Here is a 22,660-nt window from a genome sequence, read left to right as displayed (position 1 = left end):
AGCACCGAAAAGCCAATTTTTTCTTGCGACGACGCGGCGGCGTATCCAAACCCCGCCGCCGCGCCGAAACAAAAACCATCTCAATCAGTTAACAGGCAAATGTGTGGCAGGGCGTCGCGTATGCGACGCGTCTGCCGTTATTTGTGCGCCAGGAGCGCCTTGACGAGCGGCGCGTCGATCTCGCCGGTCGGCTTCATCTTGTTGTCGGTCTGGAAGGCCATAATGGCGTTCTTGGTCTTGCCGCCCATCACGCCGTCGGCGCCACCGGCATCGTAGCCGTTCTTGTTGAGGATCAGCTGGATGTTCTTCACCGCCTTTTTCATGTCGATGCCGGCGGTGGTCTGTGGCGTGCTGTCCTGCCAGGATTCCGGAACATCGGCCGAATTGGCGGCTGCGTTGAGCGGCTTGGCCTTCCACAATTCCGCGGCGGCCCGCGCCCGCTCGAGCTGCTCTGGCCTGAGCGCATTGGCGATCTCGTCGCGCTTGGCGGCGGCATCCTTGTCGCCGGTCTTGGCGACGAGCGCGAACCACTTGTAGGATTCTTCCAGGTTCTGCTTCATGCCGACACCCTTGGCGGCCAGGATGCCGAGGTTGAACTGGCTGTCCTTGACGCCGAGGTCGGCGGCTTCCTGGAACCAGTGCGTGGCCGATTCATTGTCGGTCACGCCGTCCGCCGCCATGGCGAACAGCACCGCCAGATTGTGCATGGCGCTGGCGTTGCCCTGTTCGGCGGCGAGCTGGTAGTAGGTCTTGGCCTTCTTGATGTCGCGCGCGACGCCGATGCCTTTTTCGTAGAAATTGCCGATGCGGTATTCGGCCGGCGCGAAGCCGAGCTCGGCCGACTGCTCATACCATTTGGCGGCCGCCTTCATGTCTTCCTTGACGCCGCGCGATTCCGCGTAGCGCGAGCCGACCTCGAACAGCGCCTTGGCGTCGCCGCCGGCGGCGGCGTCGCGCAGCGCCACCGGACCGATTTCCGTAGGAATGTCGAATTTGGCCGCGGCCGCCTGGCTTCCGGCCGGCGGCACGGCGCCTGTCGTGTCGGCGGAGGTGGCAGCCGGCGCGCCGGTTGCTGCGCTGGCGGGCGCCGACGCGCTGGCCGCGGCACCCTCGGCCGCCGGACTGACCGCCACAGCTTCCTTGGCCATCGGCTGCATGTCGCCATCCATATCCGTCGCGGAGGCGGCTGCGGCGGCAGGTTCGGGCGGCATCGCCGAAATCGGCATCGGCTCGGCAGGCGCCGCAAGCGCCACCGGCGCGGGCGCCGGTTCGGCCGGCATGGCGGCGGCAGTTTCGGGACCGGAAGGAATAGAAGCGGTCGGGGCGGCCTCCTTGAGGGGCTCCGCCTGCCTGATGGGACGGGCAGGGGCGTTTTCGGCCTGTGCGGTCCCTATGTCGGTTTTTTGCGTATCGGCTTGCGGCGCGGCGGTCGCGTTGAGCGAAGCCGTATCGACCGTCTGTGAGGAGACGATCGGCGCGGGCTGGTTGTTGGCCGTTTCGACAGGATCGGACAGGAAGGCCTTGCCCAACTGCAGGCCGGCCAGCGCCATCATGATCGCGGCAGCCGCCATCAAGATCGGCTTGCGCCGCGCCTTGAGCAGGTCGCCTATCCTCAGCGCCTTCACCGGGCCGGTCATGGTCGACTGCCGCTTCAGCGTGTCGGCTTCGGCTGCGGCCGCCTGGGCAGCGCGGCGGGCGGCAGCGATGAAATCGGACTTCGCGGCATCGCTCTCGGTGCGCCTGACCGGCTGGCCGCCGCGCTCGTCGCGCACGCGCTTCATGATCGCGTTGAGGTCCGGCGCGCCGGAACCGGGTTCCAATGGCCGGTTGGCGGCCTTGGGATCGAGCGGTTCGTCGATATCGACGCTTGGCACGTCGCCGGCCGGCGCAGCGCCGGCAAGCAGCTGCGTGTCTGCTTCCTTCTTGCCCTTGAAGGCGCGCGCCAGGCCGCTGAGCATCGATTTTCTGCGGCCGGCCGTCTCGCTCTTGTCGCCGATCGCATCCGGTCCGAGGGCTGCCATGGCCGCCGCTGCTGCGGCCTCGGCAGGCGTACGTTGTGCGCTCGGCTCGTCGCGCATGATTGCTGCGGCGCGGCCTTCAAGGCTGGCCATGTCTCCCGTGAGCGGCAGCGGCTGGTCGATGTCCATCGAAGGCGCGTCCTGCACCGCGATCTTGCCGCCGCGGCCGCCGCGCTTCCCGGCCGGCTGCGGATCGACCAGTTCGCTGACCGCTTCGCTGGTCTCGCCCGATTCCAGCGAGCCCAGCCGGTCGACGATCTTGAGCAGCGTGTCGTGGATCGCCTCGAATGTCCGCGAGTTGCGCTCGTCGGAGCGCCGGGTGAGCGCTTCGAGCGTCTTCAGGTCCTGGGCGAGGCCGGCCACCGCCGTCGCGTTGGTCTGGGCCGTGCTGGACGTCGACTCGGCCAGCGATTTGACGGCGCTCTCGGCCGCCTCGCGCGCCACGCTCAGGATGGAATCGCGCGTGCCGGCCAGCGACTTCTCGATCTCGTTCAGGCGCGGGCTGATGTCCTCGAATTCGGGCAACGGCGTGCTGGGCTTGGAAAGATGTGCCGACAGGCCGGCGACTTGCGCTTCCAGGCTGCGGATCAGCGCCGGATCGATGCCCGCGACCTGCTGCGCGGACCATTCCAGCCGGCTGGAAATGTCCTCGAGCCGGCTTTCCAGTCCGCGGATAGCCATCTCGTTGGCAGGATCGGATGTGCGTGTCTCGATGCGCTTGGCAAGCGCGGCGAAGCGGGCGTCGAGTGCTTCCATGATGCCGGCGCCGTCGTCCTGGTGCATGCGCTGGTCGAGCCTGTCCGCGACCTCGTCCAGCCGTCGCTCGAGGTCGCGAAACAGCATATTGCCCTGTTCGATCGCATCGCCCTGGCGACGCTCGAGCAGCATGGACAGCGCGTCGAAGCGCTGCTCCAGACCCTGGAAGATCTGGTCGGCGTCGGGAAACGCCGGCGTGCGGTCCATCTTCTCCGTGATGGAGGCGATCTGCATGCCGAGCCGTTCCATGGCCTGTTCGGGAAGATCGGCGCGGCCGGCCAACTGGTCCACGCGGCTGGTGAGGAGGTTGAGGCGATCGATGACCTCGGCGCCGGGTCGCGACTGCGCGACCTCTTCGATCTGCGCCGCCAGCGATGCCATGCGCTTCTCGATCCGGCCGAAGGTTTCGGGGTCGAAGACATTGGCCTGCGCGGCGACCGTCGAGGCGACGATGGCGCGGGAAATCTCGTCCAGCCGTTCGTCGATCATGGCGAGCGTTTCGCCGCCGCGCGCGGTCTGCTGGCTGGCGAAACGGTCGATCGCGCCGGCGAGCGTGCGCACCTTTTCCTCCAGCGAGCGTAGCGAAAGCGATTCCGGCAGGTTGTTGACGGCGCTGCTGATTTGCTCGAGCCGCTCTGTCAGCACTGAAAGGCTCGGGCCTTCCGCGCGCTTGCGCTGGTCGGCGTCGACGCGATCCTCGAAAGCGCTCCAGCGGCGGTTGAAATCGTCCCAGCGGCGGTCGACCTTCTGCACGCTTTCCTCGCGCGCCAGCGTGTCGAGCGCGCCTTTCACTTGCTCCAGTTCCAGCCGCAGCAGATTGACGCTGCGGTCGTCGCTCTTGTCGGCAAGCGCCTGGATGGCGCCCGAAAGCCGCTCGAATTCGAGGCTGAGCTCGGCGCTGCTCTTGTCCGGTATGCCGCCGGTGCCGCGCTGGCTGTTCACCTGCAGGGCGCGGTCGATGTCCTGGCGAAACGCTTCGAATTCGCGCTGCAGGCCGGCGGTCATCTGATGGCGCAGTTCCTCGCGCAGCCCGCGCAATTCGACGGCGATCTTGCCGACCATGGCGACACTGTCTTCCTGGCCGCGCACCCGATCGATGTCACGCGCGATCGCCTGATAGTTCTGCCCGAAGGCTTGCGCGGCGCCGGGCGTCGGATTTTGTGGAGCGCGAGCTTGCGGCCGCTGGCTCTGCGTGCCGGGATACTGCGCTGCCGGGCTTTGTGGAGGCCGGTCCAAAGGTCTTTGCGCGGAATAGGTATCTTCGTACCAGCGCGGCTGGCCGTAAGGCTGCGTGCTTGGATAACGCGGCTCGACCGGCGGCCGCCGCAGATCGGGGCGGTCGGGCATGTCGGCGCGCGTCCGGTCCAGCCGCTGCTCCAGCGTTTCGAGCGAGCGGTTCAGTTCCTCGAGCGATGCGTGAGGCCGGCGCTGCCTGCCGGCATTGAGTGTATCGAGATAGGACCGCTTGCTGTTCATCGATGCGCCCGTGTTCAGAATGGCCGGCTTGAGGCCGGTTTCTCCAGTAGCCTGCCGGGAACGAAGCGAGCCGAGCGGTTCTGCTGCGGAGGAAGATGGGCTTCCCGGGTTTTCACCCGCGCTTCGAAAAACCGTGAAAAATTCGCTACAGGATAAACACGGGTGACCGACATGCGCACATTTCGCCCAACGTAGTAAACAAGGCGTTAACCAAGCTTAAGAAGTCGCATAATCATCAGTCGGCGTCCGGGTGCGGCATAAAGTTCCGGTTCGATAACGCCCTTGCGTCACCCGGCGGCTATCGATATAGAATTGACGTAAACGTAAAAGGTGCGAAGCCGTGCCTCTTGCGATTGATTTGTTCCAACCACGATTGGAAGCATGCCCCCGCTTCCATTCAGGCGACGCTTGGTCCGCGACCGCGACGCCATCAGGGGAAAGCCAGTGACCATGAAACTTGTTTCGCCCGGCGAAGCCGCGGCCAATACCAATGACATTCCGGCCGAGGCCGGCGAGGAATTCGTCCGCATCGGCGAGATGGCCAAGAAATACGGCGTGACGCTGCGCACGCTGCGTTTCTACGAAGACAAGGGCCTTCTCAATCCGCATCGCGACGGCTCGACCCGTCTCTACACACGCCGCGACAAGGCCCGGCTGAAGCTTATCCTGCTCGGGCGCAAGGTTGGGTTCTCGCTGCGCGACGTCAAGCAGATGATGGATCTCTACGATCCGACCGGCACCAACACCAAGCAGTTGCGGCTGGCGCTCGACAAGTCCGAGAAGCAGCTCGCCCGGTTGCAGAAGCAGCGCGCGCTGATCGACGACGCCATCGGCGAGTTGAGCAATTCGATGTCCATCGTGCGCCAGATGCTCAGCGAGCGCACAGCTGCGCCGCAAGCAAGCGCCGCCGGCTGATCGCCCGCTGTCAGGAAATACTCCGGACGTAGAAAGCCGCGTGGCTGTAGCCGCGCGGCTTTTTTATCGCCACAATCCCTGACCGCTCACAAAAATTTTTGGTTGCGACCAAGTTGACGTTTACGCAAACGTCAATATTTGCTATCGGGCATCGACATTGGCCCGGCCTTCTGTCCAGGACATGGACAGGCGACTTGCTGGCTGGCCGGGATCGTAAGGGCGGAGGAAGGCATGACGATCTACAGGGCGCCGATCCAGGACACGCTGTTCGTGCTCAACGACGTGCTGGGCTATCAGCGCTATTCCAATCTTCCGGGCTTCTCGGACGCGACACCTGACGTGGTCGAGGCGATCCTCGCCGAAGGCGCAAAGCTCGCCGAGAACGTCATGCATCCGCTGAACCGCGTTGGCGACATGGAAGGCTGCGTGCGCCATGACGACGGCTCGGTGACCACGCCCAAGGGGTTCAAGGAGGCCTTTGACCAGTATCGAGAAGGCGGCTGGATGGGGCTTGCGGCACCCGTCGAGTTCGGCGGCCAAGGCCTGCCCTACACGGTGCACCAGGCTGTTTCCGAATATATGGTTTCCGCCAACATGGCGCTGATGATGTATCCCGGCCTGACGCAAGGCGCGATCGCGGCGATCGTCACCCACGGCACCGACGAGCAGAAGGCGACCTGGCTGCCCAGGCTGATCGAGGGCACCTGGACCGGCACCATGAACCTGACCGAGCCGCATTGCGGCACCGATCTCGGCCTGCTGCGCACCAAGGCCGTTCCCAATGGCGACAGCACCTACAGGATTTCCGGCCAGAAGATCTTCATCTCCGCCGGCGAGCACGACATGTCGGACAACATCGTCCACCTGGTGCTTGCCCGCGCCGAGGGTGCGCCGGAAGGCGTGAAGGGCATCTCGCTGTTCATTGTGCCGAAGTTCAAGCTCGATGGCTCGGGCAATCCCGGTGAACGCAACACGCTCTCCTGCGGCTCGATCGAGGAGAAGATGGGCATCCACGGCAACTCGACCTGCGTCATGAACTATGACGAGGCCGAGGGCACGCTGCTCGGCGAGTTGAACGGCGGCCTGAAGGCCATGTTCACGATGATGAACGAGGCCCGCCTCGGCGTTGGCCTGCAGGGGCTTTCGGTCTCCGAGATCGCCTATCAGAACGCCGTTTCTTACGCGAAGGACCGGCTGCAGGGTCGCTCGTTGTCGGGCGCCAAGGCGCCGGACAAGAAGGCCGATCCAATCATCGTCCATCCCGACATCCGCCGCTCGCTGATGACCATGAAGGCGTTCAACGAGGGTGGCCGGGCGCTGGCGCTGTGGACGGCGATCAAGTCCGATGTCGCGCATCGTTCCGGTGACGACAAAGATCGTCAGGCGGCCGACGACTACACCGGGCTGATGACGCCGGTGGTCAAGGGCGTGCTCACCGACAAGGGTTTCGACCATGCGGTCATGGCCCAGCAGGTGTTCGGCGGCCACGGCTATATCGAGGAGCACGGCATGAGCCAGTTCGTGCGCGATGCCCGCATCGCCATGATCTATGAGGGCGCCAACGGCATCCAGGCGCTCGACCTCGTCGGCCGCAAGCTGGCGCAGAATGGCGGCCGCGCCGTGCAGGCCTTCTTCAAGGAGGTCGGCGAGTTCTGCGAAGAAAACCGCGCCGACGAGAAGATGGCGCCCTTCACCAAGGCGCTGAAGAAAGGCCTCAACGACCTGCAGGCGGCCACCATGTGGCTGGTGCAGAACGCCATGGCCAAACCCGACAATGCGGGTGCTGCCTCGACCGACTACATGCATCTCTTCGGCCTGGTGGCGCTGGGCTATATGTGGGCGCAGATGGCGGAGTGCGCGCAGGCGAAGCTCGCGGAAGGCGCCAATGGCGCCGGCGCGTTCTATGAAGCCAAACTCACGACGGCCCGCTTTTTCATGGAGCGGGTCATGCCGGAAACGGCGACGCGTCTCGCCCGCATTTCGAGTGGCGCGGACACGCTAATGGCGCTGCCGGCGGAAGCGTTCTAGGTTTGGCGGGCCGGCTTCGCCGGCCCACAAATGTCGGAACGCGGAGGAAATCGTGGCGACAAATCCAGCCGAAATTCTTGGTCTTCCGAAGCCCGCCTGGGCGGCGGACGAGGTTGGCATGCTCTACGACATGGCGTCCCGCTTCATGGCAGAGGAGATCGCGCCACGTTACGACGAGTTCGAGAAGAACGAGATGTTCGACCGCGAGAGCTGGCTGAAGGCGGGTGCTGCCGGACTGCTCTGTGCTTCCATGCCGGAGGAATATGGCGGCTCGGGCGGCACCTTCGCGCATGAGAGCGCCATCATCGAGGCAATCGGCCACGTCGGCGTCGACGGCTTCGGCATCGGCCTGCACAATTCGATCGTAGCACCCTACATCCTGCATTACGGTTCGGAAGAGCAGAAACAGAAATGGCTCCCCAAGCTCGCGACCGGCGAGCTGATCGGCGCCATCGCCATGACCGAGCCCGGCGCCGGTTCCGACCTGCAGGGCGTCAAGACCCGCGCCGAGAAGGACGGCAACCATTACAAGATCAGCGGCTCGAAGACCTTCATCACCAACGGCCAGCTTGCCAATCTGATCATCGTCGTCACCAAGACCGATCCCGACAAGGGCGCCAAGGGCACCTCGCTGATCGTCGTCGAGACCGACGAGGTCGAGGGCTTCGAACGCGGCCGCAACCTCGACAAGATAGGTCTGAAGTCGAACGACACCTCGGAGCTGTTCTTCAACGACGTGCGCGTGCCGACCTCCAATCTGCTCGGCGACGAGGAAGGCAAGGGCTTCGTCCAGCTGATGCAGCAACTGCCGCAGGAGCGGCTGCAGATCGGCACCGGGGCGATCGCCATGATCGAGCGGGCGCTGGCGCTGACCATCGACTACGTCAAGGAACGCAAGGCCTTCGGCAAGGCGGTCATCGATTTCCAGAACACCCAGTTCAAGCTGGCCGAATTGAAGACCGAGGCCACGATCGGCCGCGTCTTCTACAATGATTGCGTCGCCCGCCATATCGACGGCGGCCTCGATCCGGTCACCGCCTCGATGGCCAAATACTGGCTCAGCGACCTGCAGGGCAAAGTCGTCGACGAATGCCTTCAACTGCATGGCGGCTATGGCTACATGAATGAATACCCGATCGCCCGCATGTACCGCGACGCCCGCGTCCAGCGCATCTACGGCGGCACCAACGAAATCATGAAATTGCTGATCGGGCGCTCTCTCTGAGCGCGGCGGCCGGCAAAGCCAAGGAGCACGAAAATGACTGAGGCTTACGTCTATGACGCCGTGCGCACGCCGCGCGGCAGGGGCAAGAAGGATGGCTCGCTGCATGAGGTGCCGGCGGTGCGGCTCGCCGCAAGGACGCTCGAAGCGCTGCGCGACCGCAACGGGCTCGACACCGGCAATGTCGACGACATCATCTTCGGTTGCGTCGATCCGGTCGGCGAGGCTGGCTCCGTCATTCCGCGCGCCGCCGCCTTCGAGGCCGGCTACGACACCAAGGCGCCCGGCATGCAGATCTCGCGCTTCTGCGCCTCGGGTCTCGACGCCATCAATTTCGGCGCCGCCAAGATCGCGCAAGGGGCGGACGAGATCGTGATTGCCGGCGGCGTCGAATCCATGTCGCGCGTCGGCATGGGCATGTCGGGCGGCGCCTGGTTCATGGACCCCTCCGTTGGCCTGCCCGGCTGGTTCGTGCCGCAGGGCATCTCGGCCGACCTGATCGCCACCAAATACGGGTTTTCCCGCGATGACGTCGATGCCTACGCCGTCGAGAGCCAGAAGCGCGCCGCCAAGGCCTGGAGTGAGGGCCGTTTCAAGAATTCGGTCATCCCGATCAAGGACCAGAATGGTCTCACCATCCTCGATCATGACGAGCACATGCGGCCCACGACCGACATGCAGTCGCTGGCTTCGCTCAATCCATCCTTCGTCATGCCCGGCGAAATGGGCGGCTTCGACGCGGTCGCCGTGCAGAAGCATCCCGAAGTCGAGGAGGTCAACCACGTCCACCATGCCGGCAATTCCTCCGGCATCGTCGACGGCGCCGCCGCCGTGCTGCTCGGCTCCAAGAAGGCCGGCAAGGCGATGGGGCTGAAGCCGCGCGCCCGCATCCGCGCCTTCGCCAATATCGGTTCCGAACCGGTGCTGATGCTGACCGGTCCGGTCGACGTCACTGGGAAGCTTCTGAAGCGCGCCAAGATGAAGCAGTCGGACATCGACCTGTTCGAGCTCAACGAGGCCTTCGCTTCGGTCGTGCTGCGCTACATGCAGGCTTTCGACATCCCGCATGACCAGATCAACGTCAATGGCGGCGCGATCGCCATGGGTCATCCGCTCGGCGCCACCGGCGCGATGATCCTGGGCACGGTGCTGGACGAGCTGGAGCGCCGCGACTTGAACACCGCGCTGGTCACGCTCTGCATCGGCGCCGGCATGGGCACCGCAACCATCATCGAACGCGTCTGAGGGAGAGAGACGATGAGCTACACCAATTTCACCCTCGACGTCGACGCCGACGGCATTGCGCTGGTCACCTGGGACATGCCGGACCGCTCGATGAACGTCTTCACCGAGGAGGTGATGCGCGAGTTGAACGCCATCGTCGAGAAGGTGACCGGCGATGCAGCTGTCAAGGGCGTCGTCATCACCTCGGGCAAGGACACCTTCTCCGGCGGCGCCGACATCAGCATGCTGCAGAAGATGCTCGCCACCTTCGCCGCCGACAAGGAGAAGGATCTCGAGAAGGCGACCAAGGCGCTGTTCGAGAATGCCGGCTATATGACCGGCCTGTTCCGCAAGATCGAGACTTCCGGCAAGCCTTGGGTGTCGGCGATCAACGGCACCTGCATGGGCGGCGCCTTCGAGATGTCGCTCGCCTGCCACGGCCGCGTCGCCGCCGACAGCGACAAGGTGAAGATGGCGCTTCCCGAGGTGAAGATCGGTATCTTTCCCGGCGCCGGCGGCACCCAGCGCGTGCCGCGGCTGACCGACCAGCAGCAGGCATTGCAGATGCTGACCACCGGCCAGAACCTATCGCCGCAGAAGGCGAAGCAGATGGGCCTGATCCACGAGATCGCCGAGCCTTCGAAACTGGTCGAGACCGCCAAGGCGATGATCAGGAACGGCCTGAAACCGGTCGCGCCCTGGGACGAGAAGGGTTTCAAGCTGCCGGGCGGGCCGATCTATTCGGCGGCCGGCGCCAATCTCTGGCCGCCGGCGATCGCCATCCTGCGTCGCGAGACCTACGGCAACTATCCGGCCGCGGCCGCGATCCTGAAATGTGTCTACGAAGGCCTGCTGGTGCCCTTCGACACGGCGCTCAGGATCGAGCAGCGCTATTTCACCGAAATCATGCAGTCGAAGGAAGCGGCGGCGATGATCCGCTCGCTGTTCGTCTCGCTGCAGGAACTGAACAAGGGCGCGCGCCGGCCGGCCGGCCTGCCGGAGACCAAATTCAAGAAGATCGGCATTCTCGGCGCCGGCTTCATGGGCGCCGGCATCGCCTATGTCACCGCACGAGCCGGCATTCCCGTGGTGCTGCTCGACCGCGATCTGCCGTCGGCCGAGAAGGGCAAGGCGCATTCCGACAGCCTGATGGCCGATCAGGTCAAGAAGGGCCGCGCCAAACCCGAGGACAAGGACAAGCTTCTGTCGTTGATCACCCCGACGGCGGACTATGCCGACCTTGCCGGCTGCGATCTCGTCGTCGAAGCGGTCTTCGAAGATTCGAGCGTCAAAAAGGAAGCCACGGAGAAGGCGGAAGCGGTGCTGAAATCGTCCGCGATCTTCGCTTCCAACACGTCCACCATCCCGATCACGGCGCTGGCGAAGAATTCGGCGCGGCCGAAGAACTTCATTGGCATCCACTTCTTCTCGCCGGTCGACAAGATGATGCTGGTCGAGATCATCCTCGGCAAGAAGACGGGCGACAAGGCCTTGGCCGTCGCCTTCGACTTCGTGCGCGCCATCAAGAAGACGCCGATCGTCGTCAACGACACGCGCGGCTTCTACGTCAACCGCTGCGTGCTGCGCTACATGTCGGAAGCCTATAAGATGCTGATCGAAGGTGTGCCTGCACCGATGATCGAGAACGCCGCCAAGGCTGCCGGCATGCCAGTTGGCCCGCTGGCGCTGACCGATGAGACGGCCGTCGACCTTGCCCAGAAAATCATGAAGCAGACCATCAGGGATCTGGGCGAGAAGGCTGTCGACCCCAGACAGATGGCGCTGATCAACACCATGGTCGACACGCATGGCCGCTTCGGCCGCAAGAACGGCAAGGGTTTCTACGACTATCCGGCAAAGCCCGCCAAGAAGAAGCTGTGGCCGGGCCTGAAGGACCTCTATCCGCAACTGAAGGCCGAAAAAGTCGACTATGAGGAGCTGAAGCAGCGCCTGCTGGTCACCATCGCGCTGGAAGCGGCGCGGGTGATGGAAGAGGGCATCGTCACCGATCCGCGCGAGGCCGATGTCGGCTCGATCCTTGCCTTCGGCTTCGCGCCCTTCACCGGCGGCGCGCTGTCCTACATCGATGGCATCGGCGCCAAGCGTTTCGTCAAGATCGCCAAGGGGCTGCAGAAGAAGTATGGCGCCGAGTTCAAGGCGCCGAAGCTTCTGCTCGACATGGCCGAGAAGGGCGAGACCTTCTACGAGCGCTTCGACCCTTACCGGAAGGGCGAGGTCCGAGAGGCGGCCTGATCAACCCAAGATGTATGTCTGGGGGCGAATGGCCCGCACCATGGCCACGGCGTCCAGCCGTGGCCCCTACAGGGTCGGCGACGAAAGCCGGCTCGATTAGTGTGCGGAACCAGGCACATCCGTGCCTGCGTATCACTTTCCATCCCGGTCCACCGCTACCGGTGGACAATGGTGTGGTCGCGCGCTAGACAGACTTGAGGCATTTTTTCCTGTTTGAAGGAGTGCGCGCGTGCTCTCACACGACCGCGTATGGGCCGCCATTGACGCTCTCGCCGAGCGCTATTCGCTATCGGCTTCCGGTCTTGCCCGGCGCGCGGGCCTCGATTCGACTGCCTTCAACAAGTCGAAGCGCCTGTCTTCCGACGGCCGGCCGCGCTGGCCCTCGACCGAATCGCTGGCCAAGATCATCGAGGCCACCGGTGCGTCGCTCGAGGAATTCACTGGACTGGTCGAAGGGCGCGGCGGCGCCGCCATAGCCCAACAGCGCAGCGCCGTTCCGTTGCTTGGTTTCGCCCAGGCCGGCGCGGGAGGCTTCTTCGACGATGCCGGCTATCCGGCAGGGCAGGGCTGGGATCTGGTCGAGCTTCCGGCGCGGGCGACCGAGACGTCCTACGCGCTGCAGGTGCAGGGCGATTCCATGCTGCCGCTCTACCGCAATGGCGATGTGCTGATCGTCGAACCGGGCGCGCCGACGCGCAAGGGCGACCGTGTCGTCGTCAAGACCACCGCCGGCGAGGTGATGGCCAAGGTGCTCGACCGGCAAACGGTGAAATCGATCGTGCTGGTTTCGCTCAACCCTGCCCATCCGGACCGTGACATTCCGACGCGCGACATCGAATGGATGGCGCGCATCGTCTGGGCGAGCCAGTAGGGCAGGGGCCGGTGCGGCTTCTTCAAACAGCCCTGACGATTCTGGCACTTCCCGTGATGGCGGCTCTCGTTGTTGCCGGCGGACGCACGGTCAAGGGCCACGAAAGCGGCATCACGGTCGATCAGATCGATCCCATCGCCGATGCGCTTCCCACCGGCGGCGACACCCCTTCCGCTTCTGATGCCGCGCAAGAGCCCGCGACCTCGGCCATCCCGGCGCCGGCCGCTCCGCGCCCGCCGAAGCCCGCCGCTCGTTCGAGGGCCATCGATCCCGACGTCGTGGCGCCGCCGGACCTGTCTGACCAGGAACTCGAACGGGTGGAACCGCGCGCACCGCTCAGTGATCTGGCGCTGGCCGGGCCGCCCAAGCCGCCCAAAACGAAGATGCCGGGCGACTGGAACGGCACAAAATTGTTCCAGCCGGTCGCCACCGCCGCCGGGCTCATCGAGTCGAAGGGCTACGCGGTCGCCGTGTCCGGCGTGGATGTCGTCAAGGCCGACGAAACCTGTAGCGACGCGGGCAAGAGCTGGGCCTGCGGCACGCGTGCCAGAACAGCCTTCCGCGCCTTCCTGCGTGGCCGTGCGGTCGCCTGCACGGTGCCGCCGGACGGCGGCCGCGACATCATTACCGCCGAATGCCATATCGGCAACCAGGACATCGGCCAGTGGTTGGTCGAGAATGGCTGGGCGCGCGCGGCGCAAGGCGGTCCCTATGTCGAGGCCGGGGACAAGGCCCGCGCCGCAAGGAAAGGTATTTTCGGCCCGGCGCCGAAGCTTGACGGCCTGCCGGCGCTGCCGGCCGCGTCAGGGCCGGCGCCGGTCGCGCCGGATTCGATCCTGCCGGCTGATGGCGGCGCGGTTACGCCGCCAGTTGACCAGCCAGCGCCCGCTCAATGAGCGCGCGCGTCTCGGCGATGCCGTAAAGCGCCGCGAAGGAACCGAAGCGCGGCCCGCGTTCCTGGCCGATCAGCACCTGGTAGATCATCTGGAAGAAGGCGACCGACACGCCGGGTCCGCCTTCCGGGCTCTGCTTGGAATGATCCTGGTAGCGCTCGATCTTACGCGCGACATTGAGCGCGGCGTTCTGGATCGCCTCGCCATCGGCGCCCTGCGGCAGCGCGCCGAGCGCGTCGGAGAGCTTGGCCAGCGCCTCGCGCTCCACCTCGTCGGCGGCGCGGTAGACCTTGGTCGGCTTCACGAAGTCGTCGAAATAGCGGATCGCGTAGCCGGTCAGGCGGTCGAGCTCCGGATGCGTCTTCGGCGTCACGCCCGGCGCATGCCGCGAGATGAAGCCCCACAGCACCGCCTTGTCGTGCGCGTTGGAGGCGCTGACCAGATTGAGCAGCAGCGCGAAAGGCACAGGCAGGTCGATGGCCGGCGGGTTGCCGTCATGCATGTGCCAGACCGGGTTGCCGAGCCGCTCCTTCCAGTCCTGGCGCGGATAGGCGCCAAGGAATGCGTAATACTCGTCCACCGCCTTCGGGATGACGTCGAAATAGAGCTTCTTCGCCTGCCGCGGCCGCTGGTACATGTAGAGGCCGAGGCTCTCCGTCGGCGCGTAGGTCAGCCATTCGTCGATGGTCAGGCCGTTGCCCTTCGACTTCGAAATCTTCTGGCCTTCCTCGTCGAGGAACAGCTCGTAGACGAAATGCTCCGGCGCGCGTCCGCCGAGGATGTTGCAGATGCGGTCGTAGATCGCCGCGTTGGTCTGGTGGTCCTTGCCGAACATCTCGAAATCGACGCCGAGCGCCGCCCAGCGCATGCCGAAATCCGGCTTCCATTGCAGCTTCACACGGCCGCCGGTGACAGGCAGCGTCGTCTCGGTGCCTTCGTCGTCGAAGGTGATGGTGCCGGCCTTTGCGTCGACATTTATCATCGGCACGTAGAGCACGCGGCCGCTCTTCGGCGAGATCGGCAGGAACGGGCTATAGGTCGCCTGGCGCTCCGGCCCGAGCGTCGGCAGCATCACGCCCATGATCTCGTCATAGCGTTCGGCGGCGCGCAGCAGCACCTCGTCGAAACGGCCGGCCTTGTAGTACTGCGTCGCGCTGGCGAACTCGTAGTCGAAGCCGAACGTATCGAGGAAGCGGCACAGCATCGCATTATTGTGGTCGGCGAAGCTCGCATAGTCGCCGCCGAACGGATTGGGCACCGAGGTAAGCGGCATATGCAGATAGGGCTCAAGCGCGGCGCGGTCCGGCACGCTCTCCGGGATCTTGCGCATGCCGTCCATGTCGTCGGAGAAGCACAGAAGCTTGGTCTTGACCTTATCTTGCGTCAGCACCCGGAAGGCATGCCGCACCATGGTCGTGCGCGCCACCTCGCCGAAGGTGCCGATATGCGGCAGGCCGGACGGGCCATAGCCGGTCTCGAACAGGACGGTCTCGGGAAAGTCCTTGCCCTTGTAGCGGGCGATGACTTTTTTCGCTTCCTCGAACGGCCAGGCCTTGCTCTCGGCCGCCGCGGCAAGCATCTCGGGAGTGAGATCGATGATGTTTGATCCCGTCATGTCAAAGTTCCAGTCATGGCCGTCTTCGCGGCGGATAAGGTTTTGTCGACCGGTCTCTAGGCGTGACAGGCTGGAGCGTCAACGATTTGCGGCGCTTTTCCTTGCGACGCCGCGATAGCGCTCCTACGTTCGGGCCCATCATCCAGTGCATGTCATCCAAAAGTGTGTCACGGTTTTGGAAAGATGACATGCGCGCCGCCTTCAGGAGTTTTGAATGCCTTCATTGACGCCGCACGAAGCCCTGATCCACCTGATGGTCATCACATCGGCCTCCGATCGCGACATGACCGATGTCGAGCTGCAGCGGATCGGCGACGTCGTCCGCTCCTGGCCGGTGTTCGTCGACTTCAACCAGGACAGGCTGGTTGCGGTGGCACAGGCCTGCCAGAAGGCGCTGCATGAGAAGGACGGGCTGGAAGGCGTGCTGGCGCGCGTCGCCGAGGCGCTGCCGGAGCGGCTGCGCGACACGGCTTATGCGGCTGCTTTCGAGGTTGCCGCAGTCGATCTCGAAATGCGCATGGAGGAAGTGCGCGTCCTGCAGCTCATCCGCCTCAAGCTCGACCTCGACACGCTGACCGTCGCCGCGATCGCCCGCGCGGCCAAGGCGCGCTTGCGCTCGCTGACATGAAGCAATCCGGGAAAAGTGTGAGCGGTTAGGCTCGGCGACTTCGCCGCAGCCTTCTGTTCGGAATTGCTGGATAACCAGTTAGAAAAAACTCACCGGGAAATAGCGCAGATAGAACTCGGCGAAGGTGCCCTTGATCGAGATTTCCTGCAGCGCGTAGTCGAAGGCGGCGGCAAGCGCTGTGTCGTTCTTGCGGGTGGCGATCGCCATGCCCGAGCCCAGATATTCCGGCGCCAGATACGGACCGCCGGCGAAGCGGCAGCAGCCGGCGGCGTCCGAGCCGCCCAGCCAGAAAGCAAAGCGCATGCCATCGCCGAAGGCGGCGTCGACCTTGCCGGCCTTGAGGTCGGCATAGAGGTCTTCCGGTGTGTCGAAGGTCACCACCTGCACGGTGTTGAAGTAGTCCCGCAGCATTTTCTCATGCGCCGAGCCGGCGACGACGCCGACCCGCTTGCTTCGCAGCTTGTCGAGGATCGGCTCGGCGAAGGCCTTCGCCTTGGGCATGATGAAGCGCGCCGGAAATTGCATGTAGGAGCGCGAGAAGGCGTATTTCTCGCGGCTGTCCGGCGTCGCGGCGATGCCGGCGATGATCGCCTCGCCTTCGCCTTTCTGCAGAGCATCGTCCAGTTCGTTCCACGGCAAAGCCTGGACCTGGCATTTTTCGGCGACGCCCAGTTCCGCGCAGATCGCCCGCGCCAGATCGATGTGGAAACCCGACAGGCGGCCGGCGCCGTCGAGGAAGTTGAACGGCGGAAAATCGGTGGTGGTGAGGAATCTGAGCCGCGGCAGCGCAGAAAGATCAGGCTTCGGCAGCCGTTCCTTGGCGTCCCACAGCACCGGCACCTGCGGCTCCGCCGCCTGAGTCGGTCCGGCAAGGGGCTGCGCGCCGGTCAGTGCCGATATCAGGGCCAGAAATATCCACCGCAATTTCACGATAAGGCTCCGCCCAGACAGCTTTCTTGGCTTTTCGTATGAAAAGGGGGCAGGCACAACGGTTTTTGATTTCAAGCCGCCAAATTCAGCGTATGCTTTAGCACGTGTGCAAGTGACCTTGCGTGCCGGAAGGGGGGAACTGCCGGTTTTGCTGAGGAGATTGCGACGCGGGGGTTGATGACGAAGGGGGGTTCGGGCATCTACCGTCGGTAATGAAAAAGCAGAAGCAACATGGGGTAGATGTTGCGATGGGCCTGTTCGACAGAACTCTGGAATACATAGACCAGTTGCAGCATGCTGGCACCGCGGCCGCGGTCTGCGAGAGGCTGCTCGGCATCACCTCGAGCTTCGGCCTGACCGCACTGATGGCGGGAACCGTGCCGCAGCCGGGCACGCCGCGCGGCCGGCAGAAACAGCATGTGATGCTTTGCGATTGGCCCGGCGAATGGCTGGAGCGCTATGTGGCGCGCAACTATGTCGACCACGACCCGGTCGTCAGCCACATGAAGCAGCTTCAGGCGCCGTTCCAATGGCGGGACGCTTCCAAGAACGCCCTGATCGACAAGAACAGCGACGAAGTCATGGGCGACGCGCGCGAGTTCAAGCTGCGCGACGGCCTGGCGTTTCCGCTGGTCACGCTCGACGGCCAGATCGTGATGGTCTCGCTGGGCGGCGAATCCGTTGAACTGTCGGATGCGGAATTCGGAATGGTCTCGCTCGCGTCGACCTATGCGATAGGCCGCGCCATGCAACTGCACACCAAGGCCGACAGCGTCATCGATCACATAGAATTGACGGCGCGTGAGCGGGAGTGCCTGCAATGGGCCGCCGTCGGCAAGTCCGAATGGGAGATCTCGCAAATCCTCGGCATCTCGGAACACACTTCCGAGAAACACCTTCTTAACGCCAAGAGCAAACTCGGCGCAGCCAACCGGGTGCAGGCGGTCGCGGAGGCGATTAGGCGCGGTTATATTAGCTAGGTCGGCCGTGCCGACCTGGAAATTCTTGCCTGCGCCTTCGCGCAATATTTTAAGGGACATCACGGCCGTATCTTCCTCTTAAGCCCAGGAGACGGCTAATGCTCTTTGCCCTTACCACTCAGGAACTGATGGAACGCCCCGACCTTTGGGAGGCGGTCCATCGCTTGCGCTACAAGATCTTCGTCGAGGAGATGGGTTGGACCGATCTCGACCGTCCGGACCAGCTCGAGATCGACCAGTTCGATCATGACGAGGCCGAACACCACCTCGTCATCCGCAACGGCGAACTGGCTGGTTACCAGCGCATGCTGCCGACCACACGGCCGCATCTTCTGACGGACGTTCTGTCGGATCTCTGCGAAGGACCGTCCCCTTCGGGGCCGAATGTCTGGGAACTGACCCGCTACGCGGTGGCTCCGGGTTTTCGCGACGGCAAACGCGGCGTCTCGACAGTCGGCACCGAGCTGATCGCCGGCTTCGTCGAATGGGGCCTGAAGCGCAACGTCAACCAGGTCATCATCGAGTTCGAGCCGATGTGGGTGCTGCGCGCCCTGCAACTGCACTTCCTGGCGACGCCGCTCGGTTACCAGCGCACCTATGGCAACCAGCAGGTCGTGGCGACGCTGCTCACCTTCACCGAGCATACGCTCGATGTCGTGCGGGCCCGCCGCAACCACCACCTGCCGGTGCTGAATAGGGGCTATCCCGGTCTGCTCGGCCTCAAGCAGGCTTCGTGATGGAGGCGGTCATGAGTTTCCATCCCGAACCGGAACTGCGCGGCCATACGCTGGTCGTCACCGTGTCCTCGCATGACGGCCGGCCGGTGCTCGACAGGCACGCCTATGCGAGCCTTGCCAGGACCTTGCGCGATGCGGCGGTCAACGACGAGGTCCGCGTCGTCATGCTGCGCGGCCTTGCCGGATGCTTCTGCCTTGGCGGCGACTTCTCGGAGTTCCTCGACGCCACCAAGCACCGAGAGCTGATCGCCGCCGTCACCGACATGTTCCGCATGTTGGCGACCTTCCCCAAGCCGGTCCTTGCCTGCGTCGACGGCGATGCCGTCGGCGTTGGCTGCACCATCCTGTTCCATTGCGACATGGTGATCGCTTCCAGGGGCAGCACCTTCAGGGTGCCGTTCGTCGATTTTGGCCTGGTGCCGGACGCGGCGACCAGCATTCTGGCGCCCCAGAAGCTTGGCTATGCCGGTGCATTCCGCTTCTTCTGCCTGGGCGATACGCTGGGCGTCGAAGACGCCAAGGCGCTGGGCCTGGTCGGCGAGATCGTGACGCAAGGCAGCGCCGAGGAAGCAACGCTGGCGAGGGCCAAACAGCTGGCCAAGAAGCCTGTTGCGGCATTGCTGCAGACGCGCAGCCTGCTCAAGGGAGATACGGACGTGTTGTGCGACCGCATCGACCACGAGATCACGCTGTTCCAGCAGGCGCTTCAGGATGACACCACGCTGAAGCGGCTGCAGCGGATTGCTCGCCTGGCCGCCTGAGCGCCCGGCATGAAACCTCAGCGCCGCGCGAGCCGAAAGGCGCGCGGCGCTGTAACTCGTCCGGAACCGCGTTACCCCCGCGGGTAGGGCAGGCCAGCGGTTCCAGACGAAGAACAACAACTAGTCTTTAAGGAATTCCGGCCCCTCGCCGATGATCTTCTTGTCGGGCTTGCCGACGGCGTCGAGGTCCCTTCCGTCATAAGGCAGGGAAAGCAGGATACGCTGGATCACCGCGAGCCGGGCGCGTCGCTTGTCATTGGCCCGCACGACGACCCAGGGCGAGAACTCCTTATGTGTGCGCTCGATCATCTGGTCGCGCGCCCTGGTGTAGTCGTCCCACTTGCCGACGCCGGCGATGTCGATCGGCGAGAACTTCCAGTTCTTCAGCGGCGACCAGCGGCGGTCATGGAACCGTTCGAGCTGCGTTTCGCGGCCGATATTCAGCCAGAATTTGAAGAAATGCATACCTTCGTTGCAGATCATCCGCTCGAAATGCGGCGTCTCGTCGAGGAATTTCTCATGCTGCTCCGGCGTGCAGAACCCCATGACCGGCTCGACGCCGGCGCGGTTGTACCAGGAGCGGTCGAAGGTGACGAATTCGCCCGAAGTCGGGAAATGGTCGACATAGCGCTGATAATACCATTGCCCCGCCTCGGTCGGCGTCGGCTTGGGCAGCGCGACGTTGCGGGCCGTGCGCGGGTTCATATATTGCCGCAGCACGAAGATCGTGCCTCCCTTGCCGGCCGCGTCTCTACCCTCGAAAAGCGCCATCACCCGCTTGCCGGTGGCTTGCAGCCAAGCCTGCGCCTTGACCAGTTCGATCTGCAGCTCCTCGAGCTCCTTTTCGTAGTCCTCGCTTTTCATCTTCTTGTCGTAAGGATAGCCGCCTGCGGTAAGCTTGTTGTCCTCGATCCAGTCGGGCAGCACCGGATTGTCGATGTCGAACTCGCGCTCCTTGCCGCCGATCTTGATCTTGATCGGCGCCGTGGCCGGCACCGCTTCGGCCGTTTCCTTGGCTTTTTTCATCCGGACGAACCTTTCCAGTTTGCGGACTCATGCTATGGAGCCTGTGCAGCGCAAAGACGCTGCAGCATTTTGATCTTGCGCATGAACCTTCGCGAAAATCGATCCTGATTTCCAGGGGCCCATGCGTCAGGCCGGTCCAGCGAGCCGGCTGACCGGTCGAACGGGATGCGGGGTGGCGCGGGCCTATGGCAGAGACGGGCGCGGGACAAGACAACAAGGGGCAAGCCTTGGCCGGGCGGCTGGCGCGCAACCGCTGGCTGCTTGGCGCAGGCGTTCTCGCGGTCCTTGCCGTTTATTTTTTCGCCGGCTCATCCGCCTATGTGCTGCTGCTGGCCCTGGCCGCGCTGGCGGCCGCGGCGATGCTGCCGGCAGATGCCGAACGCCAGCCGGCCGATGCGGGGGCAGCGATCGAGGCCAGCGGGCTGCAGAGGCTCTCCGGCGAATATCTGGCCGCCGCGGTCGCCGACCCGCTGATCATCTTCGACCATTCCGCCACCATCGTTCACGCCAACGCTGCCGCCTTCGCCGCCTTTGGCGGACTGGCGCCCGGTATGTCGCTGTCGCTCAAGTTCCGCGCCCCGGAAATGCAGGCGCTGCTCGACGGCATCCTTGCCGGGGAAGTCGCTTCCGATGCGGTCGACTACACCGAAAAGCTGCCGGTGGAACGCACATATCGGGTCAGCGCGTCCACGGTCGGTCATGCTACAGGCCTTTACGTGCTGGTGTTCAAGGATCAAAGCGAGACGCGTCGCATCGATCGCATGCGCGCCGACTTCATCGCCAATGCCAGCCATGAGCTGCGCACGCCGCTTGCCTCGATCGCCGGCTTCATCGAGACGCTGCGCGGGCCGGCCCGCAACGATCCGGCGGCGCGCGACCAGTTCCTGCAGATCATGCAGAACCAGACCGGCCGGATGGCCCGCCTGATCGACGATCTGCTCTCACTGTCGCGGTTGGAGATGAAACCCTATCTGGGACCGGGCACGGAAGTCGATCTTCGCCAGACGATCGACAGCGTCATCGATTCGCTGGGGCCGCTGGCCAGTGAGAACGGCGTCGTCATCGAGCGGGAGTTCGCCAACGCGCCGCTTGTCGTCCCCGGCGATCGCGACGAGCTGTTCCAGGTCTTCGAGAATCTCCTCGAGAATGCCTGCAAATACGGCCAGTCAGGCGGGCGCGTCACCGTATCGGTCGCCGGCGGCGAGGATGGCCAACAGCCGGGCTTCGACGTCACGATAAGGGATTATGGTCCGGGCATTGCCGAAGAGCACATCCCGCGCATCACCGAGCGCTTCTACCGCGTCGATGTTGAAAACAGCCGCGCCCAGAAAGGCACCGGGCTTGGCCTTTCGATCGTCAAGCATATATTGACCCGTCATAACGCAAGATTGTCCATCAAGTCGGAAGTCGGCAAGGGCGCGGCGTTCACGGTTCATTTGCCGGCTCGCTGATCGTATATCGGTTACCAACCGGGATTTTCTTCTTTCTGTCATGCGGTTCACGTATCAGCGACGGATTGAGGGAACGCACCAGCCGGCACAAGCCGGGAAGGCATATCCATGCAGTCCGTTCATATCGCCAGTGCCTATGATGAAGAGCTGAAGTTCCTGTCGAAGCGCATCGCCGCGATGGGCGGCCATGCCGAGCGCATGGTCGAACAGGCGGTCGCGGCCCTGGTGAATGTCGACCATGGCCTCGCGCAGAAGGTCATCCAGGACGATCTCGTCCTCGACGAAGGACAGCGCGAGATCGACGACAAGGCCATCATCATCATCGCCAGGCGCCAGCCGATGGCGACGGATCTTCGCGAGATCGTCGGCGCGATCCGTATCTCGGCCGATATCGAGCGTGTCGGCGACTTGGGCAAGAACGTCGCCAAGCGCGTGGCCTCGGTGGACGGCCGCCAGCCGAATAGCCTTTTCCGCGGTATCGAGGCGCTTGCCAATCTGGCGCTGACGCAGCTCAAGGAAGTGCTCGACGTCTACGCCTCGCGCTCGGTCGAGAGGATTGGTCTCGTGCGCGACCGGGATGACCAGATCGACGCCATGTACACCTCGCTGTTCCGCGAGCTCTTGACCTACATGATGGAAGATCCGCGCAACATCACGCCCTGCACGCATCTTCTGTTCTGCGCCAAGAACATCGAGCGCATCGGCGACCACGCGACCAATATCGCCGAGACGATCTATTACATCGTCACGGGCGACCAGATGCCAGCCGACCGGCCGAAAGGCGACAAGACCGACAAGGTCGTGCTTCCCGGCCCGGTGCCGGCTAAGTGAACCGGCGCCTCTCGAATGGCTTCCTGATTTAGGATAAGCTCCTCC

Annotated in this window: 17 protein-coding genes; 13 read left to right on the top strand and 4 right to left on the bottom strand. The window is 64.1% G+C overall.

The window, feature by feature from the left end:
• Positions 1–137 precede the first annotated feature (137 nt).
• Positions 138–4,250, bottom strand: a complete 4,113-nt coding sequence (locus tag LB553_RS10745; RefSeq protein ID WP_224512986.1) for a peptidoglycan-binding protein — start codon at positions 4,248–4,250, stop codon at positions 138–140.
• Between the two features lie 450 nt (positions 4,251–4,700).
• Here LB553_RS10745 and LB553_RS10740 point away from each other — a divergent pair, with 450 nt between their 5' ends.
• From LB553_RS10740 to LB553_RS10710, 7 genes are all read left to right on the top strand, one after another.
• Entirely contained in the window at positions 4,701–5,165 is a 465-nt protein-coding gene (locus LB553_RS10740) for a MerR family transcriptional regulator (RefSeq protein ID WP_224513044.1), read from the top strand.
• Positions 5,166–5,396: 231 nt separating this feature from the next.
• Positions 5,397–7,193, top strand: a complete 1,797-nt coding sequence (locus tag LB553_RS10735) for an acyl-CoA dehydrogenase (protein ID WP_224512985.1) — start codon at positions 5,397–5,399, stop codon at positions 7,191–7,193.
• Positions 7,194–7,245: 52 nt separating this feature from the next.
• Complete coding sequence (locus LB553_RS10730) at positions 7,246–8,418, top strand: acyl-CoA dehydrogenase family protein (RefSeq protein WP_224512982.1); 1,173 nt, start codon at positions 7,246–7,248, stop codon at positions 8,416–8,418.
• Between the two features lie 33 nt (positions 8,419–8,451).
• Entirely contained in the window at positions 8,452–9,660 is a 1,209-nt protein-coding gene (locus LB553_RS10725; RefSeq protein ID WP_224512981.1) for an acetyl-CoA C-acetyltransferase, read from the top strand.
• A 12-nt stretch (positions 9,661–9,672) separates the two neighbouring features.
• On the top strand, positions 9,673–11,892 hold the full coding sequence (locus LB553_RS10720) for a 3-hydroxyacyl-CoA dehydrogenase NAD-binding domain-containing protein (protein WP_224512978.1): 2,220 nt from the start codon (positions 9,673–9,675) through the stop codon (positions 11,890–11,892).
• A gap of 229 nt (positions 11,893–12,121) precedes the next feature.
• Positions 12,122–12,763, top strand: a complete 642-nt coding sequence (locus LB553_RS10715) for a helix-turn-helix transcriptional regulator (protein ID WP_140845691.1) — start codon at positions 12,122–12,124, stop codon at positions 12,761–12,763.
• An 11-nt stretch (positions 12,764–12,774) separates the two neighbouring features.
• Positions 12,775–13,659: a thermonuclease family protein gene (locus LB553_RS10710; RefSeq protein ID WP_412033330.1), complete on the top strand. Its 885-nt coding sequence runs from the start codon at positions 12,775–12,777 to the stop codon at positions 13,657–13,659.
• On the opposite strand, the gene LB553_RS10705 is transcribed toward LB553_RS10710, so the two are convergent.
• Positions 13,622–15,271: a lysine--tRNA ligase gene (locus LB553_RS10705; protein ID WP_140845693.1), complete on the bottom strand. Its 1,650-nt coding sequence runs from the start codon at positions 15,269–15,271 to the stop codon at positions 13,622–13,624. The two genes, LB553_RS10710 and LB553_RS10705, sit on opposite strands and share 38 nt — an antisense overlap.
• Before the next feature lie 214 nt (positions 15,272–15,485).
• Between LB553_RS10705 and LB553_RS10700 the strand changes: the two genes are divergently transcribed.
• Entirely contained in the window at positions 15,486–15,899 is a 414-nt protein-coding gene (locus tag LB553_RS10700; RefSeq protein ID WP_140845694.1) for a tellurite resistance TerB family protein, read from the top strand.
• Between the two features lie 78 nt (positions 15,900–15,977).
• Here LB553_RS10700 and LB553_RS10695 read toward each other — a convergent pair whose 3' ends face one another.
• On the bottom strand, positions 15,978–16,799 hold the full coding sequence (locus tag LB553_RS10695) for a transporter substrate-binding domain-containing protein (RefSeq protein WP_412033329.1): 822 nt from the start codon (positions 16,797–16,799) through the stop codon (positions 15,978–15,980).
• A gap of 278 nt (positions 16,800–17,077) precedes the next feature.
• Here LB553_RS10695 and LB553_RS10690 point away from each other — a divergent pair, with 278 nt between their 5' ends.
• From LB553_RS10690 to LB553_RS10680, 3 genes are all read left to right on the top strand, one after another.
• Positions 17,078–17,809 carry a LuxR family transcriptional regulator gene (locus LB553_RS10690; protein WP_095765903.1) on the top strand — a complete coding sequence of 244 codons (732 nt, stop codon included), beginning with the start codon at positions 17,078–17,080 and terminating at the stop codon, positions 17,807–17,809.
• 98 nt (positions 17,810–17,907) lie between these two features.
• Positions 17,908–18,546, top strand: coding sequence for an acyl-homoserine-lactone synthase (locus LB553_RS10685; protein ID WP_095765902.1), 639 nt, complete (start codon positions 17,908–17,910; stop codon positions 18,544–18,546).
• An 11-nt stretch (positions 18,547–18,557) separates the two neighbouring features.
• Positions 18,558–19,307, top strand: a complete 750-nt coding sequence (locus LB553_RS10680) for an enoyl-CoA hydratase-related protein (RefSeq protein ID WP_140845695.1) — start codon at positions 18,558–18,560, stop codon at positions 19,305–19,307.
• 120 nt (positions 19,308–19,427) lie between these two features.
• Here LB553_RS10680 and ppk2 read toward each other — a convergent pair whose 3' ends face one another.
• Positions 19,428–20,333 carry a polyphosphate kinase 2 gene (gene ppk2, locus LB553_RS10675; protein ID WP_224512977.1) on the bottom strand — a complete coding sequence of 302 codons (906 nt, stop codon included), beginning with the start codon at positions 20,331–20,333 and terminating at the stop codon, positions 19,428–19,430.
• A gap of 185 nt (positions 20,334–20,518) precedes the next feature.
• Between ppk2 and LB553_RS10670 the strand changes: the two genes are divergently transcribed.
• Positions 20,519–21,784: an ATP-binding protein gene (locus tag LB553_RS10670; RefSeq protein WP_224512975.1), complete on the top strand. Its 1,266-nt coding sequence runs from the start codon at positions 20,519–20,521 to the stop codon at positions 21,782–21,784.
• Positions 21,785–21,892: 108 nt separating this feature from the next.
• Complete coding sequence (phoU, locus tag LB553_RS10665) at positions 21,893–22,615, top strand: phosphate signaling complex protein PhoU (protein ID WP_095765899.1); 723 nt, start codon at positions 21,893–21,895, stop codon at positions 22,613–22,615.
• Positions 22,616–22,660 lie beyond the last annotated feature (45 nt).

The organism is Mesorhizobium sp. CA8 (genome assembly GCF_020164955.1).
In the GTDB taxonomy this organism is placed as follows: Bacteria; Pseudomonadota; Alphaproteobacteria; order Rhizobiales; family Rhizobiaceae; genus Mesorhizobium.
The sequence above is the reverse complement of the archived record's forward strand: the minus strand, read 5'-3'. Positions and strand labels throughout refer to the sequence as shown.

Coding starts and splice junctions, on each gene's coding strand:
- LB553_RS10745 (WP_224512986.1), bottom strand. CDS start 4,250: ATGAACAGCAAGCGGTCCTATCTCGATACACTCAATGCCGGCAGGCAG.
- LB553_RS10740 (WP_224513044.1), top strand. CDS start 4,701: ATGAAACTTGTTTCGCCCGGCGAAGCCGCGGCCAATACCAATGACATT.
- LB553_RS10735 (WP_224512985.1), top strand. CDS start 5,397: ATGACGATCTACAGGGCGCCGATCCAGGACACGCTGTTCGTGCTCAAC.
- LB553_RS10725 (WP_224512981.1), top strand. CDS start 8,452: ATGACTGAGGCTTACGTCTATGACGCCGTGCGCACGCCGCGCGGCAGG.
- LB553_RS10720 (WP_224512978.1), top strand. CDS start 9,673: ATGAGCTACACCAATTTCACCCTCGACGTCGACGCCGACGGCATTGCG.
- LB553_RS10705 (WP_140845693.1), bottom strand. CDS start 15,271: ATGACGGGATCAAACATCATCGATCTCACTCCCGAGATGCTTGCCGCG.
- LB553_RS10700 (WP_140845694.1), top strand. CDS start 15,486: ATGCCTTCATTGACGCCGCACGAAGCCCTGATCCACCTGATGGTCATC.
- LB553_RS10690 (WP_095765903.1), top strand. CDS start 17,078: ATGGGCCTGTTCGACAGAACTCTGGAATACATAGACCAGTTGCAGCAT.
- LB553_RS10685 (WP_095765902.1), top strand. CDS start 17,908: ATGCTCTTTGCCCTTACCACTCAGGAACTGATGGAACGCCCCGACCTT.
- LB553_RS10680 (WP_140845695.1), top strand. CDS start 18,558: ATGAGTTTCCATCCCGAACCGGAACTGCGCGGCCATACGCTGGTCGTC.
- ppk2 (WP_224512977.1), bottom strand. CDS start 20,333: ATGAAAAAAGCCAAGGAAACGGCCGAAGCGGTGCCGGCCACGGCGCCG.
- LB553_RS10670 (WP_224512975.1), top strand. CDS start 20,519: ATGGCAGAGACGGGCGCGGGACAAGACAACAAGGGGCAAGCCTTGGCC.
- phoU (WP_095765899.1), top strand. CDS start 21,893: ATGCAGTCCGTTCATATCGCCAGTGCCTATGATGAAGAGCTGAAGTTC.